The sequence below is a fragment of the Nonomuraea sp. NPDC050643 genome (genome assembly GCF_040654715.1).
In the GTDB taxonomy this organism is placed as follows: domain Bacteria; phylum Actinomycetota; class Actinomycetes; order Streptosporangiales; family Streptosporangiaceae; genus Nonomuraea.
In genome coordinates this window covers 57,161-78,894 of record NZ_JBFAIM010000043.1, presented here as the reverse complement: position 1 = coordinate 78,894, position 21,734 = coordinate 57,161, and the positions used below count along the sequence as shown (strand labels likewise).

Here is a 21,734-nt window from a genome sequence, read left to right as displayed (position 1 = left end):
TGCCGTTATTCGGGGCGTTTGCCCTGAGAAGCGGGCGCCAGGTTGTCCCCCTTGAGCCAGGCGGCGATCACCGTGGCGATCCGCGGCCCGGCCTTGCCGTCCCACAGCACCGGCAGCTCACCGGCCGGCGTGGCGGCCCCGTCGGCCAGCGCCTTCTCCGCGGCTGCGGGCAGCAGCGCGGGCGTGACCAGGCGGTTCGTGCCGTGCGTGATCGTGATCGGCCGCTCGGTGTTGGGCCTGACGGTCAGGCAGGGGACGCCCAGCATGGTCGTCTCCTCCTGGACGCCGCCCGAGTCGGTGACGACCAGCGCGGCGCCCCGGACAAGTGAGAGGAAGTCCACATAGCCCAGCGGCTCCACGACCTTGATCGACTCACCGTCCACCAGGCCGGCCGCCGCCAGCCGCGCCTTGCCGCGCGGGTGGATCGGCACCACCAGCGGGATCTGCCGCGACACCTCGAGCACCGCGTCGACCAGCTCCTTGGCGGCCTCGGCCGTGTCGACGTTCGCGGGCCGGTGCAGCGTCGCCACCGCGTAGCGCTCCGGCAGGCCCAGCCGCGCCACCACCGGCGCCGGGTCCAGCGACGGCAGCGCCGAGAACAGGCTGTCGATCATCGGGTTGCCCACCAGGTGCACCTTGGACGCGGGCACGCCCTCGGCCGCCAGATAGGACAGCGCCTCGGGAGAGGTGGCGAACAGCAGGTCGGCCAGCGCGTCGGTGACCACCCGGTTGACCTCTTCCGGCATGCCCCGGTCGTAGGAGCGCAGGCCCGCCTCCACGTGCGCGGTCCTCACGCCCAGCTTGGCACAGACCAGGATCGCCGCCAGAGTGGAGTTCACGTCGCCGTACACCACGACCAGCTCCGGCTCCTGCTCCTGCACGACCTCCTCGAGGCCGACGAGCAGCGCCGCGGTCTGCTTGGCGTGCGTGCCGGAGCCGACCGCCAGGTTCGCCACCGGCTCGGGCAGTCCAAGATCGGCGAAGAAGACGTCAGACATCAGCGCGTCATAGTGCTGACCAGTGTGGATGATGCCCTGCCGCACGCCGAGTTCACCGAGTGCCCGCACCACCGGGGCCGCTTTCACGAAATTGGGACGAGCGCCCAGAACGTGCAGGACCAGGGGGTTCTCCCTCATTGACCTCGCCTTTCATAGCGGAAGGGAAAAAACGCTGCCTATGGTACGGTCCCTGCGTGGCATCCGACGCCAGTCGTCAAGACTCCTCAAAGGTTTCCGCGAAGTCCGCCCGTGCCGGCGTCGGTGGACTTCTCAAGGGCTTCGTCCAACATCCGATCATCGTCTCCCGCGTGGTCATGACGAAGGTCAAATCCGACCCCGTCCGGGTGGCCCAGGCAGCCGCCGACACGCTTCCGCCCCGGCTTCGCCCTCTCGTGGGCAGCGTGGCCTGGCCGGCCGCTCGCCGGGCCCGGCGCATTGTGCGCAAGTTCGGCATGCGCGTGGTCAAGGGGCCGTGGAACGAGGCCAAGGACCACTGGGACGCCGGACGGGTCACCGAGGCGGCCGCCGTCCTCGAGGCCCACACCAAATACCCCTTCGTCAAGCGCAGGGCCGCCTACTACCGTGGCGAGCTGGCCGCGATCAGCCCTGACCCGATCCCGCCGGGGCCCAAGGTGGCCCTGCTCGACCGGGTCCAGAACCGCGTCCTGCACGTGGTCACCAACGCGCTGCCGTACACGCAGGCCGGCTACACCGTCCGCACCCACCGCATCGTCACCGCCCAGAAGGCCGCGGGCATCGACCCGCACGTGGTCACGAGCTGGGGCTGGCCGATGCTGCAGGGGCACGCGGACGCGACGCCGTTCGAGGAGCTCGACGGCATCCCCTACCACCGGCTGCTGCCGGACGGGCATGGCGAGATGCCGTTCGAGACGCGGGGGCGCATCATCAAGGGCGCCGACCGTGTCACCCGGCTCGTGACCGAGCTGCGGCCCCAGCTTCTGCACGCCGCCACCGACCACCGCAACGGCTCGATCGCGCACGCCGTACGCGACCGGACGGGCACCCCGTTCGTCTACGAGGTACGCGGCTTCCTGGAGGAGACCTGGGCCTCGCGCGACCCGGTCCGCGTCGGCAGCCAGCGGCACCTGCTCCAGCGCGACCGTGAGGCGTTCCTCATGCGCGAGGCGGACGCGGTCGTGACGCTGGCCGAGACCATGGCCACCGAGATCGTCGAGCGCGGCGTGCCCAGGGAGAAGATCCACCTGGCGCCCAACGCGGTCGACGACACACTGCTCACCGCCCACTACGACGGGGCCTCGTTCAGGAACGCGTACGGCATCGCCGACGGGGAGATCGTCGTCGGCTCGGTGTCCAGCATCGTGGCCTACGAGGGCTTCGCCACCCTGCTGCGGGCCGCCGCGCTGCTGCGTGACGACGGCACGCCGGTGCGGGTGCTCATCGTGGGCGACGGCACCGAGCGCGAGAACCTCCTCGAACTGGTCGCCGAGCTGGGCCTGAGCGACGCCGTCCTGCCGGGGCGGGTCGGCCCCGACGAGGCGCTGCAGGCCCAGGACGCCATCGACATCTTCGCCTGCCCGCGCGAGGACCTGAGGGTGTGCCGACTTGTTACGCCATTGAAACCCGTCGAGGCGATGGCGCTCGGCAAGCCCGTGGTGCTCAGCGATCTGCCCGCTCTCTCCGAGCTCGTCGGCTCCGACGGGGCCGGGCTCCTGGTGCCGCCGGGCGACCCGGTCGAGCTCGCCAAGGCCCTCGCGGGGCTCCGCGAGGACCCCTCCAGGCGCGCTGAGATGGGCGAGGCGGGCCGGGCGGAAGTGGCGGCGAAGCGGACTTGGGCCCGCGTTGCCGAGACTTATCAAGCTCTTTACCGGTCCCTTGCGGAATGATGACCTTCGAGATGGCTGTCACTTGTGACGGGTTCTGTCGCATTAGGCGTGAGCTAGGTGGACTTGAGATAACCTTTGCGACCATGAAGTGTTGTTTCCGGCTCCCAAAGGCACAGCTGTGACAGAAATCGACTTGGCTGTCATCGGCCTGGGCTACGTCGGCATGCCGCTCGCCAAAGAGGCAGTGGCCGCCGGCCTGCGGGTCGTCGGCGTGGACGTCGACCCTCGCAAGGTCGACGCGCTCAACGCCGGGCAGTCCTACATCGATGACCTGACCGATGCCGACCTCGAGCACATGCTGGCCAACGGGTTCAGCGCCACGCTCGACGAGGCCGTGCTCGCCCGAAGCAACACGATCGTCATCTGCGTGCCCACCCCGCTCGACGAGGACCACCGGCCCGACTTGTCGGCCGTGGAGGGCGCCACCACGACCGTGGCCCGCAACCTGAGCAAGGGCACGCTCGTCGTGCTCGAGTCCACCACCTGGCCCGGCACCACCGACGAGGTGGCCAGGCCGCTGCTGGAGAGCTCCGGGCTGACCGCGGGCGAGGACTTCCACCTCGCCTTCTCGCCCGAGCGCATCGACCCGGGCAACCCCAAGTTCGGCCTGCGCAACACTCCCAAGGTCGTGGGCGGCTTCACGCCGACCTGCCGCGACCGCGCGACGGCGTTCTACGGGCAGTTCATCGAGCAGGTGGTGCCGGTCAGCGGCACCCGCGAGGCCGAGATGGCCAAGCTGCTGGAGAACACCTACCGGCACGTCAACATCGCCCTCGTCAACGAGATGGCGATCTTCTGCGACGAGCTCGGGATCGACCTCTGGGAGTCCATCGAGGCGGCGGCCACCAAGCCGTTCGGCTTCCACAAGTTCCTGCCGGGTCCGGGCGTCGGCGGGCACTGCATTCCCGTCGATCCCTCCTACCTGTCGTACACGGTTCGCAAGCTCGGCTACCCGTTCCGGTTCGTCGAGCTGGCACAGGAGATCAACGAGCGGATGCCGTCCTACGTGGTGGCCCGCGTCCAGCGGTTGCTGAACAGGTATAAGAAGCCCGTCAACGGCGCCAAAGTCGTTATGCTCGGCGTCACCTACAAACCGGATATCGCCGACGAGCGTGAGACTCCGGCCCTCCCGGTGGCGCGTGCGCTGCTGGAGCTGGGGGCAGAGCTCTCGTTCGCGGACCCGTACGTCAAGGAGTGGTCGGTAGACGGCACCCCGGTGCCGCGTGAGGAGGATCTGGCCGAGGCCGTGATCCACGCGGACGTGACGCTGCTCCTGCAGCAGCACGCCGCGTTCGACCTCGACATGGTCGAGGAGAAGGCCAAGCTCGTGCTCGACACCCGAGGCGTTCTCGCCGAGGGTGAACGCGTCGAGCGGCTGTAGCGACGGAGGGCTGCGCGCAGTGCACGTGCTCGTCATGACGGTGGTGCATAACCCCGAGGACGCGAGAATTCTGCATCGGCAGATTCGTGCCCTTGTGGATGCCGGTCATGAGGTCACGTACGCCGCCTCGTTCACCGCGCACGGCGTCGTACCCAGACCGTGGGTCACCGGTGTCGATCTCCCGAGGGCCGCCCAGCGCAGGCGGATGTCCGCCGTGTGGGCCGCGCGCCGGCTGTTCAAGCGGATGCGTGACAAGGTCGATCTCGTCCTCATCCACGACCCCGAGCTGCTGTTCGCGGTCTGGGGCGTGCGCAACCGGCCGCCCGTGGTCTGGGACGTCCACGAGGACACCCCGGCCACGCTCTCGCTCAAGCCCTGGCTGCCGTCGCTGCTGCGGCCGCCGGTGCGCTTCTTCGCCCGCATGCTCGAGGGCACGGCGGAGCGGCACATGCACCTGCTGCTGGCCGAGACGGCCTACGCGGGCAGGTTCAAGCACGCCCACCTGATCGTGCCGAACGAGACCTGGGTGCCCGACTCCGTGACGCCGCCGGGCGACGACCGGGTGGTCTACCTCGGGTGGCTGTCCAGGGCGCGCGGCGTGATGGAGGCGGTCGAGGTGGCCCGGCTGCTGCAGCCGTACCGGGTGGCGGTGGAGCTGATCGGGTACGCCGATCCCCAGAGCCGTCCGATACTCAACCAGGCCGTCACCGAGGGCGTGCTCGAATGGCGCGACTTCATGCCCAACGACGAGGCGCTCAAGCGGCTCGACGGGGCGCTGGCCGGGTTGTCGCTGCTGCACGACGAGCCGAACTACCGGCACTCGATGCCCACGAAGATCGTCGAGTACATGGCGCACGGCATACCGGTCATCACGACCCCCTCGCCGCGCGCGGTCGAACTGGTCGAGCGCTACGACAGTGGCGTCGTGGTGCCCTGGGAGGACCCCAAGGCGGTCGCGCAGGCCGTGCTGACCCTGCGGGACGACGTACGGGAGCGGCGGGCGCAGGGCGCGCGCGGTTACGCGGCCGCTCGCGCGAACCACCACTGGCCCAACTCCGCGAAGCGGTTCGTCTCCCAGCTGGAGTCCTGGGCCGGAGTCAAGCCGTAATTCACGAGGGCGGGTAGGTTCCTGAACGTGCGCTGGCTCTTCCTGGTCATTGGCGCAGCCATTTTGGCCGTGGTCGCGGCGGTGATCATCGTCCTGCCGCCGTCCGACGACGACCCACCGGTGACCCCCTCCCAGGCGGCGGTCACCAAGTCGGCGAGCGCCGAGCCCACCCCTCAGGTGAGCGCGTTCACCGACGACTGTGGAACGTTCGACACCGGCGAGAAGGCCCCCTACGCCGTCACCGGCTACTGGATCACCCCCAAGTCGAACCCCTGCACCTGGCGCAAGCAGCTCCAGGAGATCCACCGCGTCGGCGGCGACACGATCATCAGGATCGGGTACGGCCTGCAGTTCCGCACCGTCTCCGACTCCGGCGAGATCCTGGCCAAGGACGGCACGGTCGACCCGCTCTACAAGGCGTGCGAGGAAGACGGCCTGACCTGCTACGACGCGGCCGTGCGAGACCTCAAGGAGGCCAACCCCGGCAACCGCGTCGGCCGCACGTACGTCTACCGGACCGACGAGTTATTCGGTAAGGACCTGTTCCGCTGCCCGCAGCTCGAGCACACGATCGAGGCCGGCAAGCGCACCTACTTCCGGCTCATCACCCAGGCCGACGGCTCCGACGACTCCACCTGCGACTTCACCGGCAAGGCCAGGTCGTACGACATGATCCTGGTGACCGGCTCCAGCACCGACAGCCTGACCCAGTTGCTCGACCTGGCCGACCAGTTCGGCATGCGCGTCTACCCCGCGCTGCCGCTCGCGCCGCGCGACGCCAAGACGCCCATCCGGGCCGAGCGGCGCCACCTGGGCACGCTGACCACGCTGACGCGGCGCATCCTGCAGGACTACGGCGTGCGCTTCGCCGATCGGGAGTCCCTCGGCGGCGTCTATCAGCCGTTCGAGGTCCAGATGGCCGCCACGCTGGCCACGAACCCGACCCTTGAGGTGTACGCCGACCAGCACACGATCGTGGAGCAGGAGCTACCCGGCAAACCCATCCTGATCAGCCCTTACCTGGACGCGCGCCAGCGGGTGCCGTTCGGCCAGACGCCGAAACAGGTGGCCGAGGGGTTCAAGGCCCTGGTGAAGACCGGGGTCGGGATCATCGCGCCACAGGACAGCCGGGGCACCGGCAAGGTCGGGCTGTTCTGGCCGGACGAGCGCGACAGCGAGGTGGACGAGCGGCTGCGGCCGGTGGTGGGGGAGTCGACGTACGAGACGGCGTACCACGGGTCCACTCGCGACTACTACCGCGAGATGGCGGCGGCCCGCCAGGAGATGCTCGACTCGGGCTACACCGTGCAGCTCTGGGCGAACGTCGAGGCGTTCGAGCCGTCCGGCGACGAGCCGTGCGCCCCGCAGGGCACGCGCGGCAAGACCGACAAGGAACGCCTGGACCAGGCCGTGACGATGGCCGGCCGTTACGTGCAGAAGATCGTCTCCTACATGTGGAGCGACTTCATGACCTGCGGCAAGCCCTCGCTCGAAGAGGAGATCACCAAGGACTGGCAGCGGCCGATCGCCGTGGACGCGATCAGGCGGCCGCGCGACGTCCAGGACGGTCTCGAGGTACGCGGCTACAACCTCAAGGACAGCACCATCACCGTGCAGTGGTCGGGCGGCACCAGCGAGCTGGGGGTGTCGTCGGCCGGGTGGCTGGACGAGGACCCGATCGAGGAGGAACTGCCCGACGGGATGGCGACCGCGTGGGTGCCCTTCGACTGGGACAAGGTGCCGGCCGGAGAGTGGGTCAAGATCGGCGTCAAGGTGCCTTCGGGGAAGGCGACGACGGAGCTCCTTCACGTACGCATAGTCACGTAGGAGCTCTGTCGTACGGTTCGCTGGGCGCGTACGACTGCGTGTAACGTGCCCTGCATGGTCCCGAGCATCCCGGTCAGCGTCGACCTGGTCGTGCTCACGGTGCGTAACCATGCGTTGAGCGCCCTGGTATGGCGCCGCGACAATCCCCCGTTCCTGAGGCGCTGGTCCCTGCCCGGCGGCTTCATCCAACTGGACGAAGACCTCCCGGCCGCCGCCCACCGCATCCTCGCCGAGCGAGCCGGCCTCCCGGGCGCCCCGGTGCACCTCGAACAACTCCAGACCTACGGCTACCCCGACCGCGACCCCCGCCAGCGCGTCCTGAGCGTCGCCTACCTGGGCCTCGCCCCCGACCTCCCGGCCTCGGAGAAAGCCCATATGAGCTGGCAGCCGGTGAGCTCGCTGACGGTCATGGCCTTCGACCACCGCCGCATCATGCTCGACGGGGTGGAGAGGGCGCGGGCCAAACTGGAATACACCTCGCTGGGCGCCGCCTTCTGCCCCCCGGAGTTCACGGTGGCCGACCTGCGCCGGGTCTACGAGATCGTCTGGGACCGCTCGCTCGACCCCCGGAACTTCCACCGGAAGGTCACCAAGGCGGAGGGCTTCCTGGTGGAGGCCGGCGCCACCACGACCAGAGACGGCGGCCGCCCGGCCAAACTCTTCCGCCGCGGCCCCGCCGAACTCCTCCACCCACCGATGCTCCGCAGCCTGAAGGAGTAGCCGCTCTGGCGCTCGTCGAGATGACGTCGGCCTGACCATAGGGGTTCTCCAGGCCCGTGGTGCCTGGCACTCTTGGTCTCGTGACCCCAAGGACCGGCCCGTTGACCGTCCTCGCGTTCGCGCTCCTGGTCGTGGCCGCCGCCCTGGTCACCATGATCTCCCTGACCGGGTCGGGAAACGCCGAGAAGGAGCAGCCCAGGGTGGCCGTCGGGGTGCCCGGGGGGTCGGACCCGGTGGTGGTCAAGACCGAGCCCTGGACCCAGGACGGCGAGCCCGGTCTGCCCTACGTGGCCCACCAGCTCGTCGTGGGCGTCGACATCGAGCCCGGGACCTACACCACCCAGGGCGCCGACACCTCCGAGAACCCCGGCATCACCTGCACCTGGGCCAGGCTGAGCGGGCTGTCGGGCCGGAGCAGCGAGGTGATCGACCAGGGCGTCGCCACCGGTGCGACGTCCGTCACCATCCAGCCGACGGACAAGGCGTTCGTGACCGGCGGCTGCCGGGAGTGGGTGGGACCGGGCGCACCCTAGTGCCGCCGCGCACTTAAAGTAAGGCCATGCCTCGTTTCCGCCAGATTCTGGACACCATGGCCCCGTACAAGCCGGGCAAGGCCGTAGCCGCACCCGACGGCCGGTCGTACAAGCTGTCGTCCAACGAATCGCCGTACGACCCGCTTCCGTCCGTGGTCGAGGCGATCGCCGAAGGGGCGCGGCAGATCAACCGGTACCCCGATCCCGGCTCCGTCGCGCTGACCGAGGCCATCGCGGAGCGGTTCGGGGTTCCGGCCGAGCGCATCGCGCTCGGCGCCGGGTCGGTCACCGTGGCGCAGCAGTTGTTCGAAACGATCGGGGATCCCGGGGCCGAGGTCGTGTACGCGTGGCGGTCGTTCGAGGCGTACCCACTGCTCGCCGACCTGGCCGGGGTGAAGTCGGTCATGGTGCCGCTGGCGGGTGAGGACCACGACCTGGACGCCATGGCGGAGGCGGTCAACGACCGGACCCGCATGGTGTTCGTGTGCAACCCGAACAACCCGACGGGCACCGCCATCCGGCGCGGCGCGCTGGAGGCGTTCCTCGACCGGGTGCCCGAGCACGTGCTGGTGGTGCTGGACGAGGCCTACCGCGAATACGTGCGCGACGAGGACGTCCCCGACGGCCTCACCCTCTACCGCGACCGGCCCAACGTCTGCGTCCTGCGCACCTTCTCCAAGGCGTACGGACTGGCCGGCCTGCGTGTCGGCTACCTGATCGCCCACGAGCCCGTGGCGTCGGCCGTGCGCAAGACGATCATCCCGTTCGCCGTCAACCACCTCGCCCAGATCGCCGCCATCGCCTCGCTGCGCGCCGAGGACGAGCTGCTCGAACGGGTCGAGCGGGTGGTCAAGGAGCGTACGCGGGTGCGCGAGTCGCTCGTCGCCCAGGGGTGGACGGTGCCGCCGACCGAGGCCAACTTCGTCTGGCTCCGGCTCGGGGAGCGCACCCTTGACTTCGCCGCCGCCTGCGCGGTGGAGGGTGTGGCGGTGCGGCCGTTCGCGGGGGAAGGCGTGCGCGTGTCGATCGGCACACCCGAGGCCAACGACGTATTCCTGGCCGCCGCCAAGGAGTTCCCCCGTTAGACCTTGACCTTCTCCTGGAGGACGGGTTTCACGGTTTTCGAGCGTCGCTCTGTCGACACCACCAGGGCGACGCCGACCAGGATCACCAGGCCGCCGACGACGATCTGCGGGGTCACGTGCTCGTTCACGACGAGCACGCCGAGGATGACGGCGACGATCGGGTTGACGTACGCGTACGTGGACACGAGCGAGATCGGCGCGTTGCCGAGCAGCCACATGTACGCGGTGAACCCGACCAGCGAGCCCACCAGCACCAGGTAGACCAGCGCCGCCCACGACCGCCCCGAGACGGCGGCCAGGTCGAGCCGCTCCCCGATCGACAGGCCGGTCACGGCCAGCCCCGCACCGCCGACCAGCATCTCGACGGTGCTGGCCGCCCACACGTTGCCGGGCATCGGGATCCGCGACGACAGGAACGAGCCGATCGACCACGACAGCGAGGCCACCAGGATCACCACGATCCCCGTCGTGCCGGCCGCCTCGCCGCCGCCGTTGAGCGACAGGGCCGCCACCCCGCCGAACCCGACCAGCACCCCGGCCAGCGTCAGCACGGCCGGCCGATCCCTGACCACGAACCGGAACACCACCAGCCACAGCGGCACCGACGCGACGAGGAGCGCGGCCAGACCGCTGGAGATGTGCTGCTCGGCGACGGCGACCATGCCGTTCCCGCCGGTCAGCAGGAGCAGACCGACCAGCGCGGCGCCGCCGAACTGACGCGCCGACATCTTGAACGCCGAAAGGCCCTTCCTGACCACCAGGAAGCCGGCGAGCAACAACGCGGCCGTCACGAACCGCATCGCGCCGTGCAGCAGGGGCGGCATGGTCTCGATGGCGATCCGGATGCCGAGGTATGTCGAGCCCCACACCACGTAGACGATCGCCAGCGCACCCCATACCAGGAGTGGGGTGCGAGTGTCAGTAGTGTTTGCGCTCATGGCTCATGACCCTACAGGCGGGGGGCGACAAAAAGCTCGCGGGTATCAGACGCTGGACTATGGCCGAATTTCTGGCCATTTTTGGGGCTATGGCGGGATATTAGCGGTAGGCGACGTTCGCGCCACTGGCACCCCTTCATGATGCGCTGACAGGATCCTTGGCATCCATCCACCTCGAAGGGAACCCGCACCATGCCCTCCACCGCCATGCCTGCCACCGGGTCCTTTTCCGCCGTGTCCGCCGTCCCCGCCGCCGCCCATGACGTCGCGATCGCGCACTTCGCCGCGCGCCTGTCCGTCGAGACCGACGTGTCCGACGTGGCCGCCGATCTGGCCGCCTCGATCCCGGGCCTGGTGGTCGTGGACTCGCGCAGCCGGGAGAGCTGGGACCAGGGTCACGTCCAGGGCGCCGTCCACCTTCCCACAGCCGAGATCGCGGCGAAGGCCGCCGCCCTGATCGCCGGGGACGCGATGGTGGTGACGTACTGCTGGGGCCCCGGTTGCAACGGCGCCACCCGGGCCGCCCTGGAGTTCGCCAGGCTCGGTTACCGGGTCAAGGAGATGATCGGCGGCTTCGAGTATTGGGCGAGGGAGGGATTCCCCGTGGAGACCGCGTCGGCCGTCACCCGCCGTCCGGTGGACGCGTTGACCGCGCCGGTGTCAGGGATCTCCTGCGCTTGCTGACCGCTCCCCGGCATCCGGACTCCGGCACAACCCCGGAAAGCGCTCCCAGCGCCCCTGGAGCCCCGCACAGACCCCTTCTAAACCTGCCTCAAACCCCGCCAGACCCGCAACGGTGTAGCGATCAGCCCCAAACCCGCCAGTTCTGTACCAGTGAGCGCTCTCGCTGCCCAAAGTCGCCCGAACCTCGTGAGAAACGAACACCAACCGCGCCCAACTCAGGACACTCGGTGATGGAGGGGCTTCCCCGGAAAAATTTGGTGCCCCCGTCCGAATCCCGTCGATCGGGGGCGTGGGAGAACATACCCCCATCTACACGCGTCAACCAATTAGTTCACAAGAGTCAGCACTCAAGTTCGCAAAGCTGACACCTCCCGTCAATGACAAAGCCCTCCCCAGGTCACGGATCACCCCTCAGGCGGCCCACAGAGCGCCGTTACGGCGCCCGGCCCCGTGCGGGTCAGAGGCCGTTCTCCTGGAGGCCCTCAGCGCGCTACGGCGGGTGGCGCCCAGGTGGCTCCGCCGTACTGGATGGGGCGGGCGACAACCCGGGTCGGCGGCACGCCGCACGCACAAACGGGCACGCCGCACGCACAAACGGGCACGCCGCACGCACGAGCGGGCACGCCGGAAGCACAGTCGGGTGCACCCCGGCCCCCGGCCCGCCTGGGCGGCGGGCGCGGGGGCCGGGGTGTTCAGCGCGGACCCAGTTTTTCCACGATCAGCCGGTAAAGCTGCCGTGGACGCCCCGGTTGCGGCGTACGGTTCGGCGGAAGCGGCCACGCGAGTCCCTCGTCAACCAACGTGCGCAGCAATCGGCGAGCCGTACGAGGTGTGACCCCCAGCATCTTGCCCGCGCCCTCCGCGTCGACCACCGTGTCGCCGCCTTCGAGCTTGGCCGCCAGCCTGGCCAGCACCTCCACCCCCTTTGGTTTGAGGGCGGTGGATCCGGTCGGTGGCATGCGCGGGGCCGGGATGAGTGCCCGCCCCTCGCGATCCACCGCGAACCCCTGTGCCTGCTTGCCCGCTTGTGTGCGGGCCAGCGCGGCCCTGGCGTGCGACTCCGCGTCGTGCGTCGTGCGTCCCATTCCCACGCCGACCTCGACCGCCAGCCCCAGCTCGTCCCTGATCCTGGCGGCGAACGGCAACACCCTGAACCCGTCTGTCGCCGCCGCGATCGAGCCCCTGGTCGCGGTGACCAGGTAACTGTGATCGTCGATGGGCCAGACGGTGGCGTTGATCCGATTCGCCTCCTGGACCAGCAGCCGGTGCAGCGACAGCCGCAGTTCGTCGCGCCAGTAGCGGGGGGCCGCGCGCCGCACGGGTTCGCGCAGCGTCGGCACCTCCACCAGCACGACGGTGAGTTGCGACTCCTCCAGCCGGTGATGCGCCCCGAGCAGCGCCGCGGTGTGCAGCGCCGTACGGACCGCCGCGGAGGTCGGCCTGATCCTGATGACCGGTACGCCCGCCGCGTGCAGGCGTTCGGCCACCGCCGGAAGACACGTCAGTGCCCCCGTGGTGGCCCCCTGCCGAGCCAGGCGTTCGTGGTATGCCGCGATCGTCCCGGTGGCTCCGGGTTCGTCGCGGCTGTGCACGTCCGTGGCGGGGATGCCGAGGTCGGTGTACGCCTCCTCGACATCTGCCCTACTGACCACGTCGATGCTGACCCTCTGGGGGTCCATGCGGGTGTCCAGCGCGGCCTTGGCCAACGCCGCCACCAGTGCTGCTCCACCGAGTTGCACGTACGTCGCGGGCATCGTCAGCACACCGGATCGCCTGGCCAGGTCATAAGGGACCGGGCTGGCGAACAGGCACGCGTCGACACCTGGACCGAGCCGCGTCACCTTGTCGGGCGCCTCCTGTTCGTCGCGGTAAGCGGCCGCGACCAGGCGACACGGCAGCGGTGCCGCGGCGTGACCCATCAGCATGACTCGCTCGACCAGGTCGTGGGGTCCGACCACGCCGATGGTGAGGTCCGGTGTCATAGCGCCCGGGCGTGACACTCGGGGAGTTTCTTCGGCCCTCTCGACCAATGTTCGTCCCATCCTGCCGTCCGTTGCAGTGCTCTCTTTTGGAACGATCGCTCGCGGGGGCCGTAATGTCACGCCCGACTTTTCCGGAAAGCCGTTCTGGTTGACCGCCCGACAAGATGTCCTAGCAGCTCAACGAGGTTTTTCTCGCGTTTTTTAGAGCTCGGAAATCTCTCGTGTAATGTCCGCGCCGAGCGCACGCATTCGAGCGGCGAGATGTGCGTGACCGCGATCGATCAGGTATCCCGAGTCGATGAGGGTCTCTCCTTCAGCCGCCAGTCCGGCGAGCACCAGGGCGATCCCGGAACGCAGATCGTGAGCCGTGACCTGGGTGCCGGTCAGCGGCGTGCGGCCGCGGACGACGGCCCGGCTGCCTTCGACCTCCACGTTGGCGCCCATCTTGTTGAGCTCGCCGGCCAGCGCGAACCGGCCGTCGAAGATGCGCTCGTGAATGTAGCTGGTGCCGTCGGCGAGCGCCGCGACGGTCATCATCGGCGACTGCAGGTCGGTGGCGAACCCGGGGTAGGTGTCGGTGATGATGTTGATCGGCCGCAGCGGGCCCTCGCAGCCCACGTGCAGCACCGCGCCCTGCCGGTGGAACTCGACGCCCATCTGCTCCAGCTTGTAGCGGACCACGCCCAGGTCGAGGCCGGTGCCCACGAGGCTGAGCTCGCCACCGGTGATCGCCGCCGCCATCGCGAACACGCCCGCGTCGAGCCGGTCGGGCATCACCGTGTGCTCGACCGCGTGCAGCTCCTCGACGCCCTCCACGGTGATGAACCCGGTGCCGCCGCCACTGATGCGCGCGCCCATCTTGGTGAGCATGCCGATGACGTCGAGCACCTCGGGCTCCAGCGCCGCGTTCTCGATCACGGTGGTGCCCTTGGCCAGGGCGGCGGCCATGATGAGGTTTTCGGTGCCGGTGTGGGAGGGGGTGTCGAGGTAGAGGGTCGCACCGGTCAGGCCGGACGCCTTGACGTGGATGACGGTCTCACCCTCGTCGACGATCGCGCCCAGCCGCTTGTAGCCCAGGTAGTGGAAGTCGAGGTTGCGGCTGCCCAGGTTGCAGCCGCCGACCCCTTCCACGATCGCCTCTCCGAGCCGGTGCAAGAGCGCCGGGGTGAACAGGACCGAGCCGCGGAACCGCCTGGCGATCTCGGCGGGCAGCACGGGGCTGCTCACCCGGGAGGCGTCGATGACCAGCGTGCGCTCGGACTCGTGCAGCTCGACATACGCGCCGATCGCCTCGGCCAGCTCGACCGCGCGGCGGACGTCCTCGATGATCGGCACGTTGCGCAGGACGGTGCGGCCCGCCGGGGCGAGCAGAGCCGCACCGATCATGGGTAGCACGGCGTTCTTCGCGCCCTGAATGAACGCGGTTCCACGCAGTGCGTTGCCACCGCGCACGCGGTAACGGACCATTCGTGCGGCTCCTTGAATTCTGGCGGTGAGGCTCGATCGGGCCAACAGTAGTCGCTCACACCACATGACCCAGCCGAATCATCCGCTAAAGGGAACCCCCGTGACGCGCTCATACGCTTCTAGGTATCGCTGCCGAGTGCGCTCCACCACTTCGTCAGGAAGTCGAGGTGGGGGGGTTCCAGAGGATTTGTCCCATCCGGATTCGGGCGATACTAGCCAATCGCGTACATATTGCTTGTCAAAAGAAGGCTGTGAACGGCCCGGATTCCATTCGTCGGCCGGCCAGAACCGCGAAGAATCGGGAGTCACCACCTCGTCGCCCAATGTCAGCACGCCGTCGGAGTCCCATCCGAGCTCGATCTTGGTGTCGGCCAGGATGATGCCCCGCTCGGCCGCGATCTCCGCCCCGCGCGTGTAGACGCCGAGCGTGATCTGCCGCAGTCGCTCGGCGGTCTCCGCGCCGACCTGCGCCACGACCCCGTCGTACGAGATCGGCTCGTCGTGCTGCCCCTCCGGCGCCTTGGTGGACGGCGTGAAGATCGGCTCGGGCAGCCGCGACCCGTCCTGCAGCCCCTCGGGCAGCCGCACCCCGGACACCGTCCCGGCGGCGCGGTATTCGCCGAGCCCGCCGCCCGCCAGATAACCCCGGGCCACGCACTCGACCTGGACCATCTTGAGCGGCCTGCACAGCACGCTGCGCGCGTCGTCGCCCGGCCCCACGACGTGGTTGGGCACGACGTCCTTGAGCTGGTCGAACCACCACAACGACATCTGCGTGAGGATGGCCCCCTTGTCGGGGATGTCGGGCTCCAGGACGTAGTCGAAGGCCGAGATCCGGTCGGAGGCGACCATCAGCAGCAGACCGTCGTCGGTTTCGTAGAGGTCGCGTATTTTGCCGGAGTGCACGTGCTTCATCGGGCGATGTCCGTCCTGTGGAAGGAGCCCCGCAGCTCGATCTTGCCGACGAGGTCGTAGGCGGCCGCGCGGGCGCTCTCCTGGTCGGGCCCGCTGCCCACGATGCCGAGCACGCGCCCGCCGTCGGAGACGATGTCGCCGCCCGCCCGTCTGGTGCCGGCGTGGATCACGTAGGCGTGCCCGGTCTCCTGCAGCCCCTCGATCACGTCGCCCTTGACCGGCGCCTCCGGGTAGTTCTCCGCGGCGATCACCACGATCACGGCCGAGCCGTCCTTGAACACCGGGTCGAGCCCCAGCTCGCCGGTGGCGGAGGCCATCAGCAGCCCGCCGAGCGGCGTCTCCAGCCGGTCGAGGAGCACCTGCACCTCGGGGTCGCCGAAGCGCGCGTTGAACTCGATCACCTTCGGCCCCTTGGCCGTCAGCGCCAGCCCGACGTAGAGCACCCCCTGGTAGGGCAGCCCGCGCCGGGTCAGCTCGCCGATCGTCGGATGCACGACCTCCCGCATGACCTGCTCGGTCAGCCCGTCGGGCGCCCACGGCAGCGGGGTGTAGGCCCCCATGCCGCCGGTGTTGGGCCCGCGGCCGTGGTCGTAGGCCCGCTTGAAGTCCTGCGCGAGCTGTAGCGGCACGGCCGTGCTCCCGTCGCACAGCGCGAACAGCGAGACCTCGGGCCCGTCGAGGAACTCCTCGATCACCACCCGCTCGCACGCCAGCGCGTGGGCCAGCGCCTGCTCGCGGTCGTCGGTGACGACGACGCCCTTGCCGGCGGCCAGCCCGTCGTCCTTGACCACGTAGGGGGCGCCGAACTCGTCGAGCGCGGCGGCGGCCTCGGCCTCGGTGACGCAGGTCCTGGACCGCGCGGTCGGCACGTCGGCGGCGCTCATGATCTCCTTGGCGAACGCCTTGGAGCCTTCGATCATGGCCGCGTCGCGGGAGGGACCGAAGCAGGCGAAGCCGGCCTCGCGTACCGCGTCGCTCACCCCCGCCACGAGCGGCGCCTCGGGACCCACCACCACGAGATCCACCCGCAGCCGCCCGGCCAGCTCGGCCACCTGAGCGGGGTCGAGCGGGTCGACGGCGTGCACGGTGGCGACCGCCTCGATGCCAGGATTGCCTGGCGCACAGTGGAGCTCGGTGACCTGGGGGTCGAGCTTGAGTGAACGGCACAGGGCGTGCTCACGCCCTCCGGAACCAATGACTAGAACGCGCACGGGCTCCATTGTCGCAGGCCCGCCGCCTGCCGCACGCTCAGGCCCGCACCACACCAAATGCCGGAATAGGGCTCGATCTTTGTGGAGTTCTACCTGAGCCGAGGCCCTCCGGGCGAGTATCGTCAGTTGGGTTAACCCGCCTGTGGTAGGTTAAGGCGGCTTTGCGGCGTCCCTTGTGATTGGAGGTGGTCCGGGATGAATCCTGGTGATCCCAGCGATACGTGCTTTCACACGTACGGCCTGAATACCCCCGACCACTCCAATCCGGCAGCCTGATCGTGCCTCCACGCACCTTCGTTGATTGAGGTGACAGTTCATCGCGCGTGGAGCGTGCCATGTCGGGCGGAAAGGGACTGCCATGCGCTCGTCCACTCTCTTCCGTCGCATCAACCGTCACCCCGTGCAGACGCGTACGGCCCACCAGCTCCACAAGCCTGTGCCGAGTGAGGTCTGCGGGCCTCCCGTCGAGTCGCTGGTCGAGTTCGGGGCCTACCTCCAGGGCAAGAAGGTCGCCGCCACGGGCATCACCGAGGCCCTCGACCTCGTACGCGAGCACAACAGGAGCGCCGACGGCGCCAACGCCTTCGTCTGGGTCGGGCTGCACGAGCCCGAGGCTCCCGAGGTGGAGTGGCTGTCCGAGGTGTTCGGCCTGCACCCGCTGGCCGTCGAGGACGCCGTCAAGGCCCACCAGCGCCCCAAGGTCGAGCGATACGGCGAGTCGCTGTTCATGGTGCTCAAGACCGTCGCCTACCTCGACCATGACGAGCTGACCGCCACCAGCGAGATCATCGCCACCGGCGAGATCATGGTGTTCCTCGGCCCCGACTTCGTGGTGACGGTGCGGCACGGCCGGCACTGCCCGCTCACGGTGGTCCGCGAGCGCCTCGAGGACAAGCCCAAGCTGATGAACCGGGGCCCGGCGGGCGTGCTGCACGCCATCGCCGACCACGTGGTCGACCAGTACCTGCAGGTGGCCGACCTGATGCAGCTCGAGCTCGAAGAGGTCGAGGCGACGGTGTTCGCCGATGTCAGCTCCCGCGACATCAACCGGATCTACCAGCTCAAGCGCGAGATGCTGGAGATGAAGCGGGCCGTCACCCCGCTGATGGCCCCCCTCGCCGCGCTGCCCCAGCGCCGCGTCATCCCCTCGGAGATGCGCGAATACTTCCGTGACGTCGGCGACCACCTGTCGCGCGTGTGCGAGCAGGTGGAGTCCTCCAACGAGCTGTGCAGCTCGATCCTGCAGGCCGCGCTCGCCCGCTCGAACGCCCTGGCCAACGAGGACATGCGCAAGATCTCGTCCTGGGTGGCCATCCTGGCCGTGCCCACGATGATCGCCGGCATCTACGGCATGAACTTCGACTTCATGCCGGAGACCAAGGCGGTCTGGGGCTATCCGGCCGTGCTGGCCGTCATGATCACGACCTGCGTGCTCCTGCATCGCGGCTTCCGCCGCAACGGCTGGCTCTAGACGCCGACGGGCCTGAGCGGCCCCACGGGCTCGGGCAGGTCGAGGCCCCGCTCCCGCCACAGCTCCCGCATCCGGTCGGGGTAGTCGGTGACGATCCCGGCGGCCCCGAGGTCCAGCATCCTGGCCGCGAGCCCGGGCTCGTTGACGGTCCACACCGCCACGTCGAGCCCGGCGGCGGCGGCCTGCGCCATCAGCGCCTCGTCCACCATGATGTGCTCGGGCGAGAGCGTGGTGGCCCCGGCCGCGCGTGCCGCGGCGGGCACGTCGTCGCCCACGCCCTCGTTCCAGTGCAGCGTGTCCAGCTCGATGAGCGCGAAGCGCCGCGTGTCGGGGGCGATCTCGGCGGCGTGCGCGATGATGCGCCAGTCGAAGCTGAGGATGGCCGCGTTGCCGAGCCGGCCGTGCCGGTCGAGCTCCTCGACGACCAGCTCGGTGAAGGCCTCGGGGTCGGGGGTCAGCGCCGGCCTCGTGGGGTCGGACTTCAGCTCCACGTGCAGCCGCACGTCCTCCGCCTCATAGGCGTTGACCAGCCCCAGCACCGCGCCGAACGTCGGCATCCGGGTCTCGGGCATGGCGACCTGCGTCAGCGCGAAGGGGTCGTCGGGGTGCCGCGGCAGGCGTACGCCCACGTCGAGCGTGCGCAACTGCGCCAGGGTGAGCGCGTTGATCGGCTTGCCGACATAAGGGAAGAGAGGATCGGACGGCCGGACCGGCCGCCTGTCGGCGCTCGTCACGGCGGAGACCGTGAGGTCGTGCGTGAGCACGAGGCGCCGGTCGGCGGTGAGCGCGACGTCGAACTCGAGCGCATGCACGCCGAGCTCCATCGTGCGGCTCATCCCGGGCAGGGTGTTCTCCGGCCAGAGGCCTCGAGCCCCCCGATGACCATGAATCTCAACGCGCACAACCGGGACCCTACCTGGCTGGAGGCACGTCCCGGCAGTGCCACGCCGTGTCCTTTTTATCCTGCTACGCCCGGTCGTGCGATAACAGGCAGACAATAGGCTGTTCTCTATGACGGAGGTTCTCAAAACGGCCTATTCCGCAACGGTGCGGGCGTGGGTCGACGGCTGGGTCATCTCCCGCAACGCCCCCCAGCCCGTACGCGAGCCATGGGGCCTGCGTGTGGACGTGGGCCTGCCCGGCCACGTGGCCCGCCACATCGTGGCCAGGCCGACCCCGGAGGTCCTCCACCGCCTGACCGAGACGCTCACCACACCCGGCACCTGGCTGAAACTTTGCGCGCCCGCCGAGGCCGTCGCCCCGCTGCTGCCGCCCCGCTGGGCCGTCCAGGACCCGGAGTTCATGATGACCGTCCCGCTGGCCCGCGGCATCGCCCAGGTCCCGCCCGGCTACACCCTCGCGATCACCACGAGGGCGGGAGTCACGGCCGCCCGCCTCCTGACGGCGGCGGGCGAGGTCGCGGCGCGGGGGCAGTTCGCGGTCGCGGGTACGACAGCGGTCGTGGACAAGGTGGAGACGGCGGGCGGCCACCGCCGGCGCGGCCTCGGCACGGTCGTCATGAAGACGATCGCCTCGACGGCCGCCTCCATGGGCGCCCGCACAGGCGTCCTGGTGGCCACCGCCCAGGGCCGCTCACTGTACGAGACCCTCGGCTGGAGCCTGCACACCCCGGTGACGGCGGCCGTACTCAACGGCTGAGCACGGCCGTCCACGCCGTCCGGGTACGGCCGTCCTCGCCTGTACGGGTACGGCCGTCCTCGTCGTCCGGGCGCGCTCAGACGAGCGGGCGCACCACGATGGTCTGGTCCCGGCCCGGCCCGACGCCGATGGCCGAGATCGGGGCCCCGCTCATCTGCTCCAGCGTCCGCACGTACGCCTGCGCGTTCGGCGGCAGGTCCTCGAACGACTTGGCGCTGGTGATGTCCTCCTGCCAGCCGGGGAACTCCTCGTAGATCGGCTTGGCGTGGTGGAAGTCGGTCTGCGTCATGGGGATCTCGTCATGGCGCACTCCGTCCACCTCGTAGGCCACGCACACCGGGATCCGCTCCAGGCCCGACAGCACGTCGAGCTTGGTGAGGAAGTAGTCGGTGACGCCGTTGATGCGGCTGGCGTAGCGGGCGATGACCGCGTCGAACCAGCCGCAGCGGCGGTCGCGGCCGGTCGTGACGCCGTACTCGCCGCCCGTCTGGCGCAGCCATTCGCCCATGTCGTCGGTGAGCTCGGTGGGGAAGGGGCCGGAGCCGACGCGGGTGGTGTACGCCTTCAGGATTCCGATGATCTTGGTGAGGCGGTTCGGCGGGATGCCGGCCCCGGCGCACGCGCCCCCGGACGTGGGCGACGACGACGTGACGAACGGGTAGGTGCCGTGGTCGATGTCGAGCAGCGTCCCCTGCCCGCCCTCCAGCAGCACGAACTTGCCCTGGTCGAGCGCCTGGGAGAGCACCAGCGAGGTGTCGGCGATGTGCGGCTTGAGCCGCTCCGCGTACGCCAGGTACTCCTCCAGCACCGCCTCCGGCTCGATCCCGCGCCGGTTGTAGACCTTGGTCAGCACCTGGTTCTTCTCGGTCAGGGCGACCTCGATCTTCTTGGCCAGGATGCCTGGGTCGAGCAGGTCCTGGACCCGCACGCCCATGCGGTAGATCTTGTCGCCGTACGCGGGGCCGATGCCACGCCCGGTGGTGCCGATCTTGGCCTTGCCCAGATAGCGCTCGGTCACCTTGTCGAGCGCCTTGTGGTGAGGCATGATCAGGTGCGCGTTCGCGCTGATCAGCAGCCGCTCGGCGGAGATGCCCCGCTCGGCCAGGCCGTCGATCTCACTCAGCAGCACCCCTGGGTCGATGACCACACCGTTGCCGATCACCGGGACCACCTCCGGCGACAGGATCCCCGTGGGGAGCAGGTGCAGTGCGTACTTCTGATCGCCGATGACCACGGTGTGACCCGCGTTGTTGCCACCCTGATAGCGGACGACGTAGTCGACGTCGCCACCGAGCAAATCGGTGGCCTTGCCCTTGCCCTCATCGCCCCACTGGGCACCAACGAGAACGGCAGCCGGCATGGTTCAGTCTCCCGAGCACAAAACGAAACCCCTGGCGCAAGCGCGACAGGGGCTCTTGCGTTGAGAGACTACCCGAACGTGCCCATTCGTCCCAAGGGACCTGGGCCTATCCCTTGCTCAGCGCGTCGTAGCCGCTCTCGGTGCTGTCCTTCAGGAACTGCAGGCACCGCTCGGCCTCGTCCTTCTCACCGATCGCCTGAGCCGCCCTGGCCAGGGCGTAGAGGCAGCGAAGGAAGCCCTGGTTCGGCGCATGCTCCCACGGGATGGGCCCATGCCCCTTCCATCCGCTGCGGCGCAACTGGTCGAGGCCACGGTGGTAGCCCGTGCGGGCGAAAGCATAGGAGGTGACGGCGTGCCCCTGGGAGAAGTACTCCTCCGCGAGCGCGGCCCACGCCGCCGGGTAGGCGGGAAAACGGGCGGCCACGTCGGAGGCCTTGACCCCGGCCTCGAGCGCCTCCCTGGCCTCGGGCAGATCCGGCAACTGAGTCGGGGGCGGCCCGGCGAGAAGGTTGTCCATAGGACAAGTCATA

The 21,734-nt window shown here is 69.4% G+C and carries 19 protein-coding genes; 10 read left to right on the top strand and 9 right to left on the bottom strand.

Annotation, left to right across the window (positions count from 1 at the left end; all coding sequences use genetic code 11):
- Nucleotides 1-5 precede the first annotated feature (5 nt).
- On the bottom strand, nucleotides 6-1,136 hold the full coding sequence (wecB, locus tag AB0I15_RS41695; RefSeq protein WP_358108885.1) for a UDP-N-acetylglucosamine 2-epimerase (non-hydrolyzing): 1,131 nt from the start codon (nucleotides 1,134-1,136) through the stop codon (nucleotides 6-8).
- Between the two features lie 176 nt (nucleotides 1,137-1,312).
- Between wecB and AB0I15_RS41690 the strand changes: the two genes are divergently transcribed.
- The 7 genes from AB0I15_RS41690 to hisC all read left to right on the top strand — a co-directional run bounded on the left by AB0I15_RS41690 (nucleotide 1,313) and on the right by hisC (nucleotide 9,517).
- Nucleotides 1,313-2,863, top strand: a complete 1,551-nt coding sequence (locus AB0I15_RS41690; RefSeq protein ID WP_358108882.1) for a glycosyltransferase family 4 protein — start codon at nucleotides 1,313-1,315, stop codon at nucleotides 2,861-2,863.
- Between the two features lie 118 nt (nucleotides 2,864-2,981).
- Nucleotides 2,982-4,244: a nucleotide sugar dehydrogenase gene (locus AB0I15_RS41685; RefSeq protein WP_358108879.1), complete on the top strand. Its 1,263-nt coding sequence runs from the start codon at nucleotides 2,982-2,984 to the stop codon at nucleotides 4,242-4,244.
- 19 nt (nucleotides 4,245-4,263) lie between these two features.
- Complete coding sequence (locus AB0I15_RS41680; RefSeq protein ID WP_358108876.1) at nucleotides 4,264-5,352, top strand: glycosyltransferase; 1,089 nt, start codon at nucleotides 4,264-4,266, stop codon at nucleotides 5,350-5,352.
- Nucleotides 5,353-5,379: 27 nt separating this feature from the next.
- Entirely contained in the window at nucleotides 5,380-7,179 is a 1,800-nt protein-coding gene (locus tag AB0I15_RS41675; RefSeq protein ID WP_358108873.1) for a DUF4434 domain-containing protein, read from the top strand.
- A gap of 54 nt (nucleotides 7,180-7,233) precedes the next feature.
- Nucleotides 7,234-7,899, top strand: coding sequence for an NUDIX domain-containing protein (locus AB0I15_RS41670; protein ID WP_358108870.1), 666 nt, complete (start codon nucleotides 7,234-7,236; stop codon nucleotides 7,897-7,899).
- A gap of 80 nt (nucleotides 7,900-7,979) precedes the next feature.
- Nucleotides 7,980-8,432, top strand: coding sequence for a hypothetical protein (locus tag AB0I15_RS41665; RefSeq protein WP_358108867.1), 453 nt, complete (start codon nucleotides 7,980-7,982; stop codon nucleotides 8,430-8,432).
- Nucleotides 8,433-8,458: 26 nt separating this feature from the next.
- Complete coding sequence (hisC, locus tag AB0I15_RS41660; protein WP_358108863.1) at nucleotides 8,459-9,517, top strand: histidinol-phosphate transaminase; 1,059 nt, start codon at nucleotides 8,459-8,461, stop codon at nucleotides 9,515-9,517.
- Here the strand turns inward: hisC and AB0I15_RS41655 are convergent.
- On the bottom strand, nucleotides 9,514-10,455 hold the full coding sequence (locus AB0I15_RS41655; protein WP_358108860.1) for an EamA family transporter: 942 nt from the start codon (nucleotides 10,453-10,455) through the stop codon (nucleotides 9,514-9,516). The two genes, hisC and AB0I15_RS41655, sit on opposite strands and share 4 nt — an antisense overlap.
- A gap of 207 nt (nucleotides 10,456-10,662) precedes the next feature.
- Here AB0I15_RS41655 and AB0I15_RS41650 point away from each other — a divergent pair, with 207 nt between their 5' ends.
- Nucleotides 10,663-11,139, top strand: coding sequence for a rhodanese-like domain-containing protein (locus AB0I15_RS41650; protein ID WP_358109013.1), 477 nt, complete (start codon nucleotides 10,663-10,665; stop codon nucleotides 11,137-11,139).
- A 692-nt stretch (nucleotides 11,140-11,831) separates the two neighbouring features.
- Here AB0I15_RS41650 and AB0I15_RS41645 read toward each other — a convergent pair.
- From AB0I15_RS41645 to purD, 4 genes are all read right to left on the bottom strand, one after another.
- Nucleotides 11,832-13,121: a GTP cyclohydrolase IIa gene (locus tag AB0I15_RS41645; RefSeq protein WP_103956886.1), complete on the bottom strand. Its 1,290-nt coding sequence runs from the start codon at nucleotides 13,119-13,121 to the stop codon at nucleotides 11,832-11,834.
- A 201-nt stretch (nucleotides 13,122-13,322) separates the two neighbouring features.
- Complete coding sequence (gene murA, locus AB0I15_RS41640) at nucleotides 13,323-14,588, bottom strand: UDP-N-acetylglucosamine 1-carboxyvinyltransferase (protein WP_358108857.1); 1,266 nt, start codon at nucleotides 14,586-14,588, stop codon at nucleotides 13,323-13,325.
- Between the two features lie 78 nt (nucleotides 14,589-14,666).
- Entirely contained in the window at nucleotides 14,667-15,503 is an 837-nt protein-coding gene (locus tag AB0I15_RS41635; protein ID WP_358108853.1) for a phosphoribosylaminoimidazolesuccinocarboxamide synthase, read from the bottom strand.
- On the bottom strand, nucleotides 15,500-16,714 hold the full coding sequence (purD, locus tag AB0I15_RS41630; protein WP_358108850.1) for a phosphoribosylamine--glycine ligase: 1,215 nt from the start codon (nucleotides 16,712-16,714) through the stop codon (nucleotides 15,500-15,502). The genes AB0I15_RS41635 and purD overlap by 4 nt, the downstream gene beginning before the upstream one ends.
- A gap of 400 nt (nucleotides 16,715-17,114) precedes the next feature.
- Between purD and corA the strand changes: the two genes are divergently transcribed.
- A complete protein-coding gene (gene corA / locus AB0I15_RS41625) occupies nucleotides 17,115-18,185 on the top strand; it encodes a magnesium/cobalt transporter CorA (RefSeq protein ID WP_358108847.1) in 1,071 nt (356 codons plus the stop codon).
- On the opposite strand, the gene AB0I15_RS41620 is transcribed toward corA, so the two are convergent.
- Nucleotides 18,182-19,087, bottom strand: a complete 906-nt coding sequence (locus AB0I15_RS41620; protein ID WP_358108844.1) for a glycerophosphodiester phosphodiesterase family protein — start codon at nucleotides 19,085-19,087, stop codon at nucleotides 18,182-18,184. The genes corA and AB0I15_RS41620 overlap by 4 nt on opposite strands.
- A gap of 109 nt (nucleotides 19,088-19,196) precedes the next feature.
- Between AB0I15_RS41620 and AB0I15_RS41615 the strand changes: the two genes are divergently transcribed.
- Nucleotides 19,197-19,844, top strand: a complete 648-nt coding sequence (locus AB0I15_RS41615; RefSeq protein WP_358108841.1) for a GNAT family N-acetyltransferase — start codon at nucleotides 19,197-19,199, stop codon at nucleotides 19,842-19,844.
- A 76-nt stretch (nucleotides 19,845-19,920) separates the two neighbouring features.
- On the opposite strand, the gene AB0I15_RS41610 is transcribed toward AB0I15_RS41615, so the two are convergent.
- Nucleotides 19,921-21,204: an adenylosuccinate synthase gene (locus AB0I15_RS41610; RefSeq protein WP_358108838.1), complete on the bottom strand. Its 1,284-nt coding sequence runs from the start codon at nucleotides 21,202-21,204 to the stop codon at nucleotides 19,921-19,923.
- A gap of 106 nt (nucleotides 21,205-21,310) precedes the next feature.
- On the bottom strand, nucleotides 21,311-21,721 hold the full coding sequence (locus AB0I15_RS41605; RefSeq protein WP_358108836.1) for a DUF3151 domain-containing protein: 411 nt from the start codon (nucleotides 21,719-21,721) through the stop codon (nucleotides 21,311-21,313).
- Nucleotides 21,722-21,734 lie beyond the last annotated feature (13 nt).

Excerpts from the sequence above, each read along its gene's own strand:
- AB0I15_RS41670 (WP_358108870.1), top strand. The coding sequence starts at position 7,234 with ATGGTCCCGAGCATCCCGGTCAGCGTCGACCTGGTCGTGCTCACGGTG.
- wecB (WP_358108885.1), bottom strand. The coding sequence starts at position 1,136 with ATGAGGGAGAACCCCCTGGTCCTGCACGTTCTGGGCGCTCGTCCCAAT.
- AB0I15_RS41645 (WP_103956886.1), bottom strand. The coding sequence starts at position 13,121 with ATGACACCGGACCTCACCATCGGCGTGGTCGGACCCCACGACCTGGTC.
- murA (WP_358108857.1), bottom strand. The coding sequence starts at position 14,588 with ATGGTCCGTTACCGCGTGCGCGGTGGCAACGCACTGCGTGGAACCGCG.
- AB0I15_RS41655 (WP_358108860.1), bottom strand. The coding sequence starts at position 10,455 with ATGAGCGCAAACACTACTGACACTCGCACCCCACTCCTGGTATGGGGT.
- hisC (WP_358108863.1), top strand. The coding sequence starts at position 8,459 with ATGCCTCGTTTCCGCCAGATTCTGGACACCATGGCCCCGTACAAGCCG.
- AB0I15_RS41610 (WP_358108838.1), bottom strand. The coding sequence starts at position 21,204 with ATGCCGGCTGCCGTTCTCGTTGGTGCCCAGTGGGGCGATGAGGGCAAG.
- AB0I15_RS41650 (WP_358109013.1), top strand. The coding sequence starts at position 10,663 with ATGCCTGCCACCGGGTCCTTTTCCGCCGTGTCCGCCGTCCCCGCCGCC.
- AB0I15_RS41615 (WP_358108841.1), top strand. The coding sequence starts at position 19,197 with ATGACGGAGGTTCTCAAAACGGCCTATTCCGCAACGGTGCGGGCGTGG.
- AB0I15_RS41635 (WP_358108853.1), bottom strand. The coding sequence starts at position 15,503 with ATGAAGCACGTGCACTCCGGCAAAATACGCGACCTCTACGAAACCGAC.
- AB0I15_RS41690 (WP_358108882.1), top strand. The coding sequence starts at position 1,313 with ATGACGAAGGTCAAATCCGACCCCGTCCGGGTGGCCCAGGCAGCCGCC.
- AB0I15_RS41605 (WP_358108836.1), bottom strand. The coding sequence starts at position 21,721 with ATGGACAACCTTCTCGCCGGGCCGCCCCCGACTCAGTTGCCGGATCTG.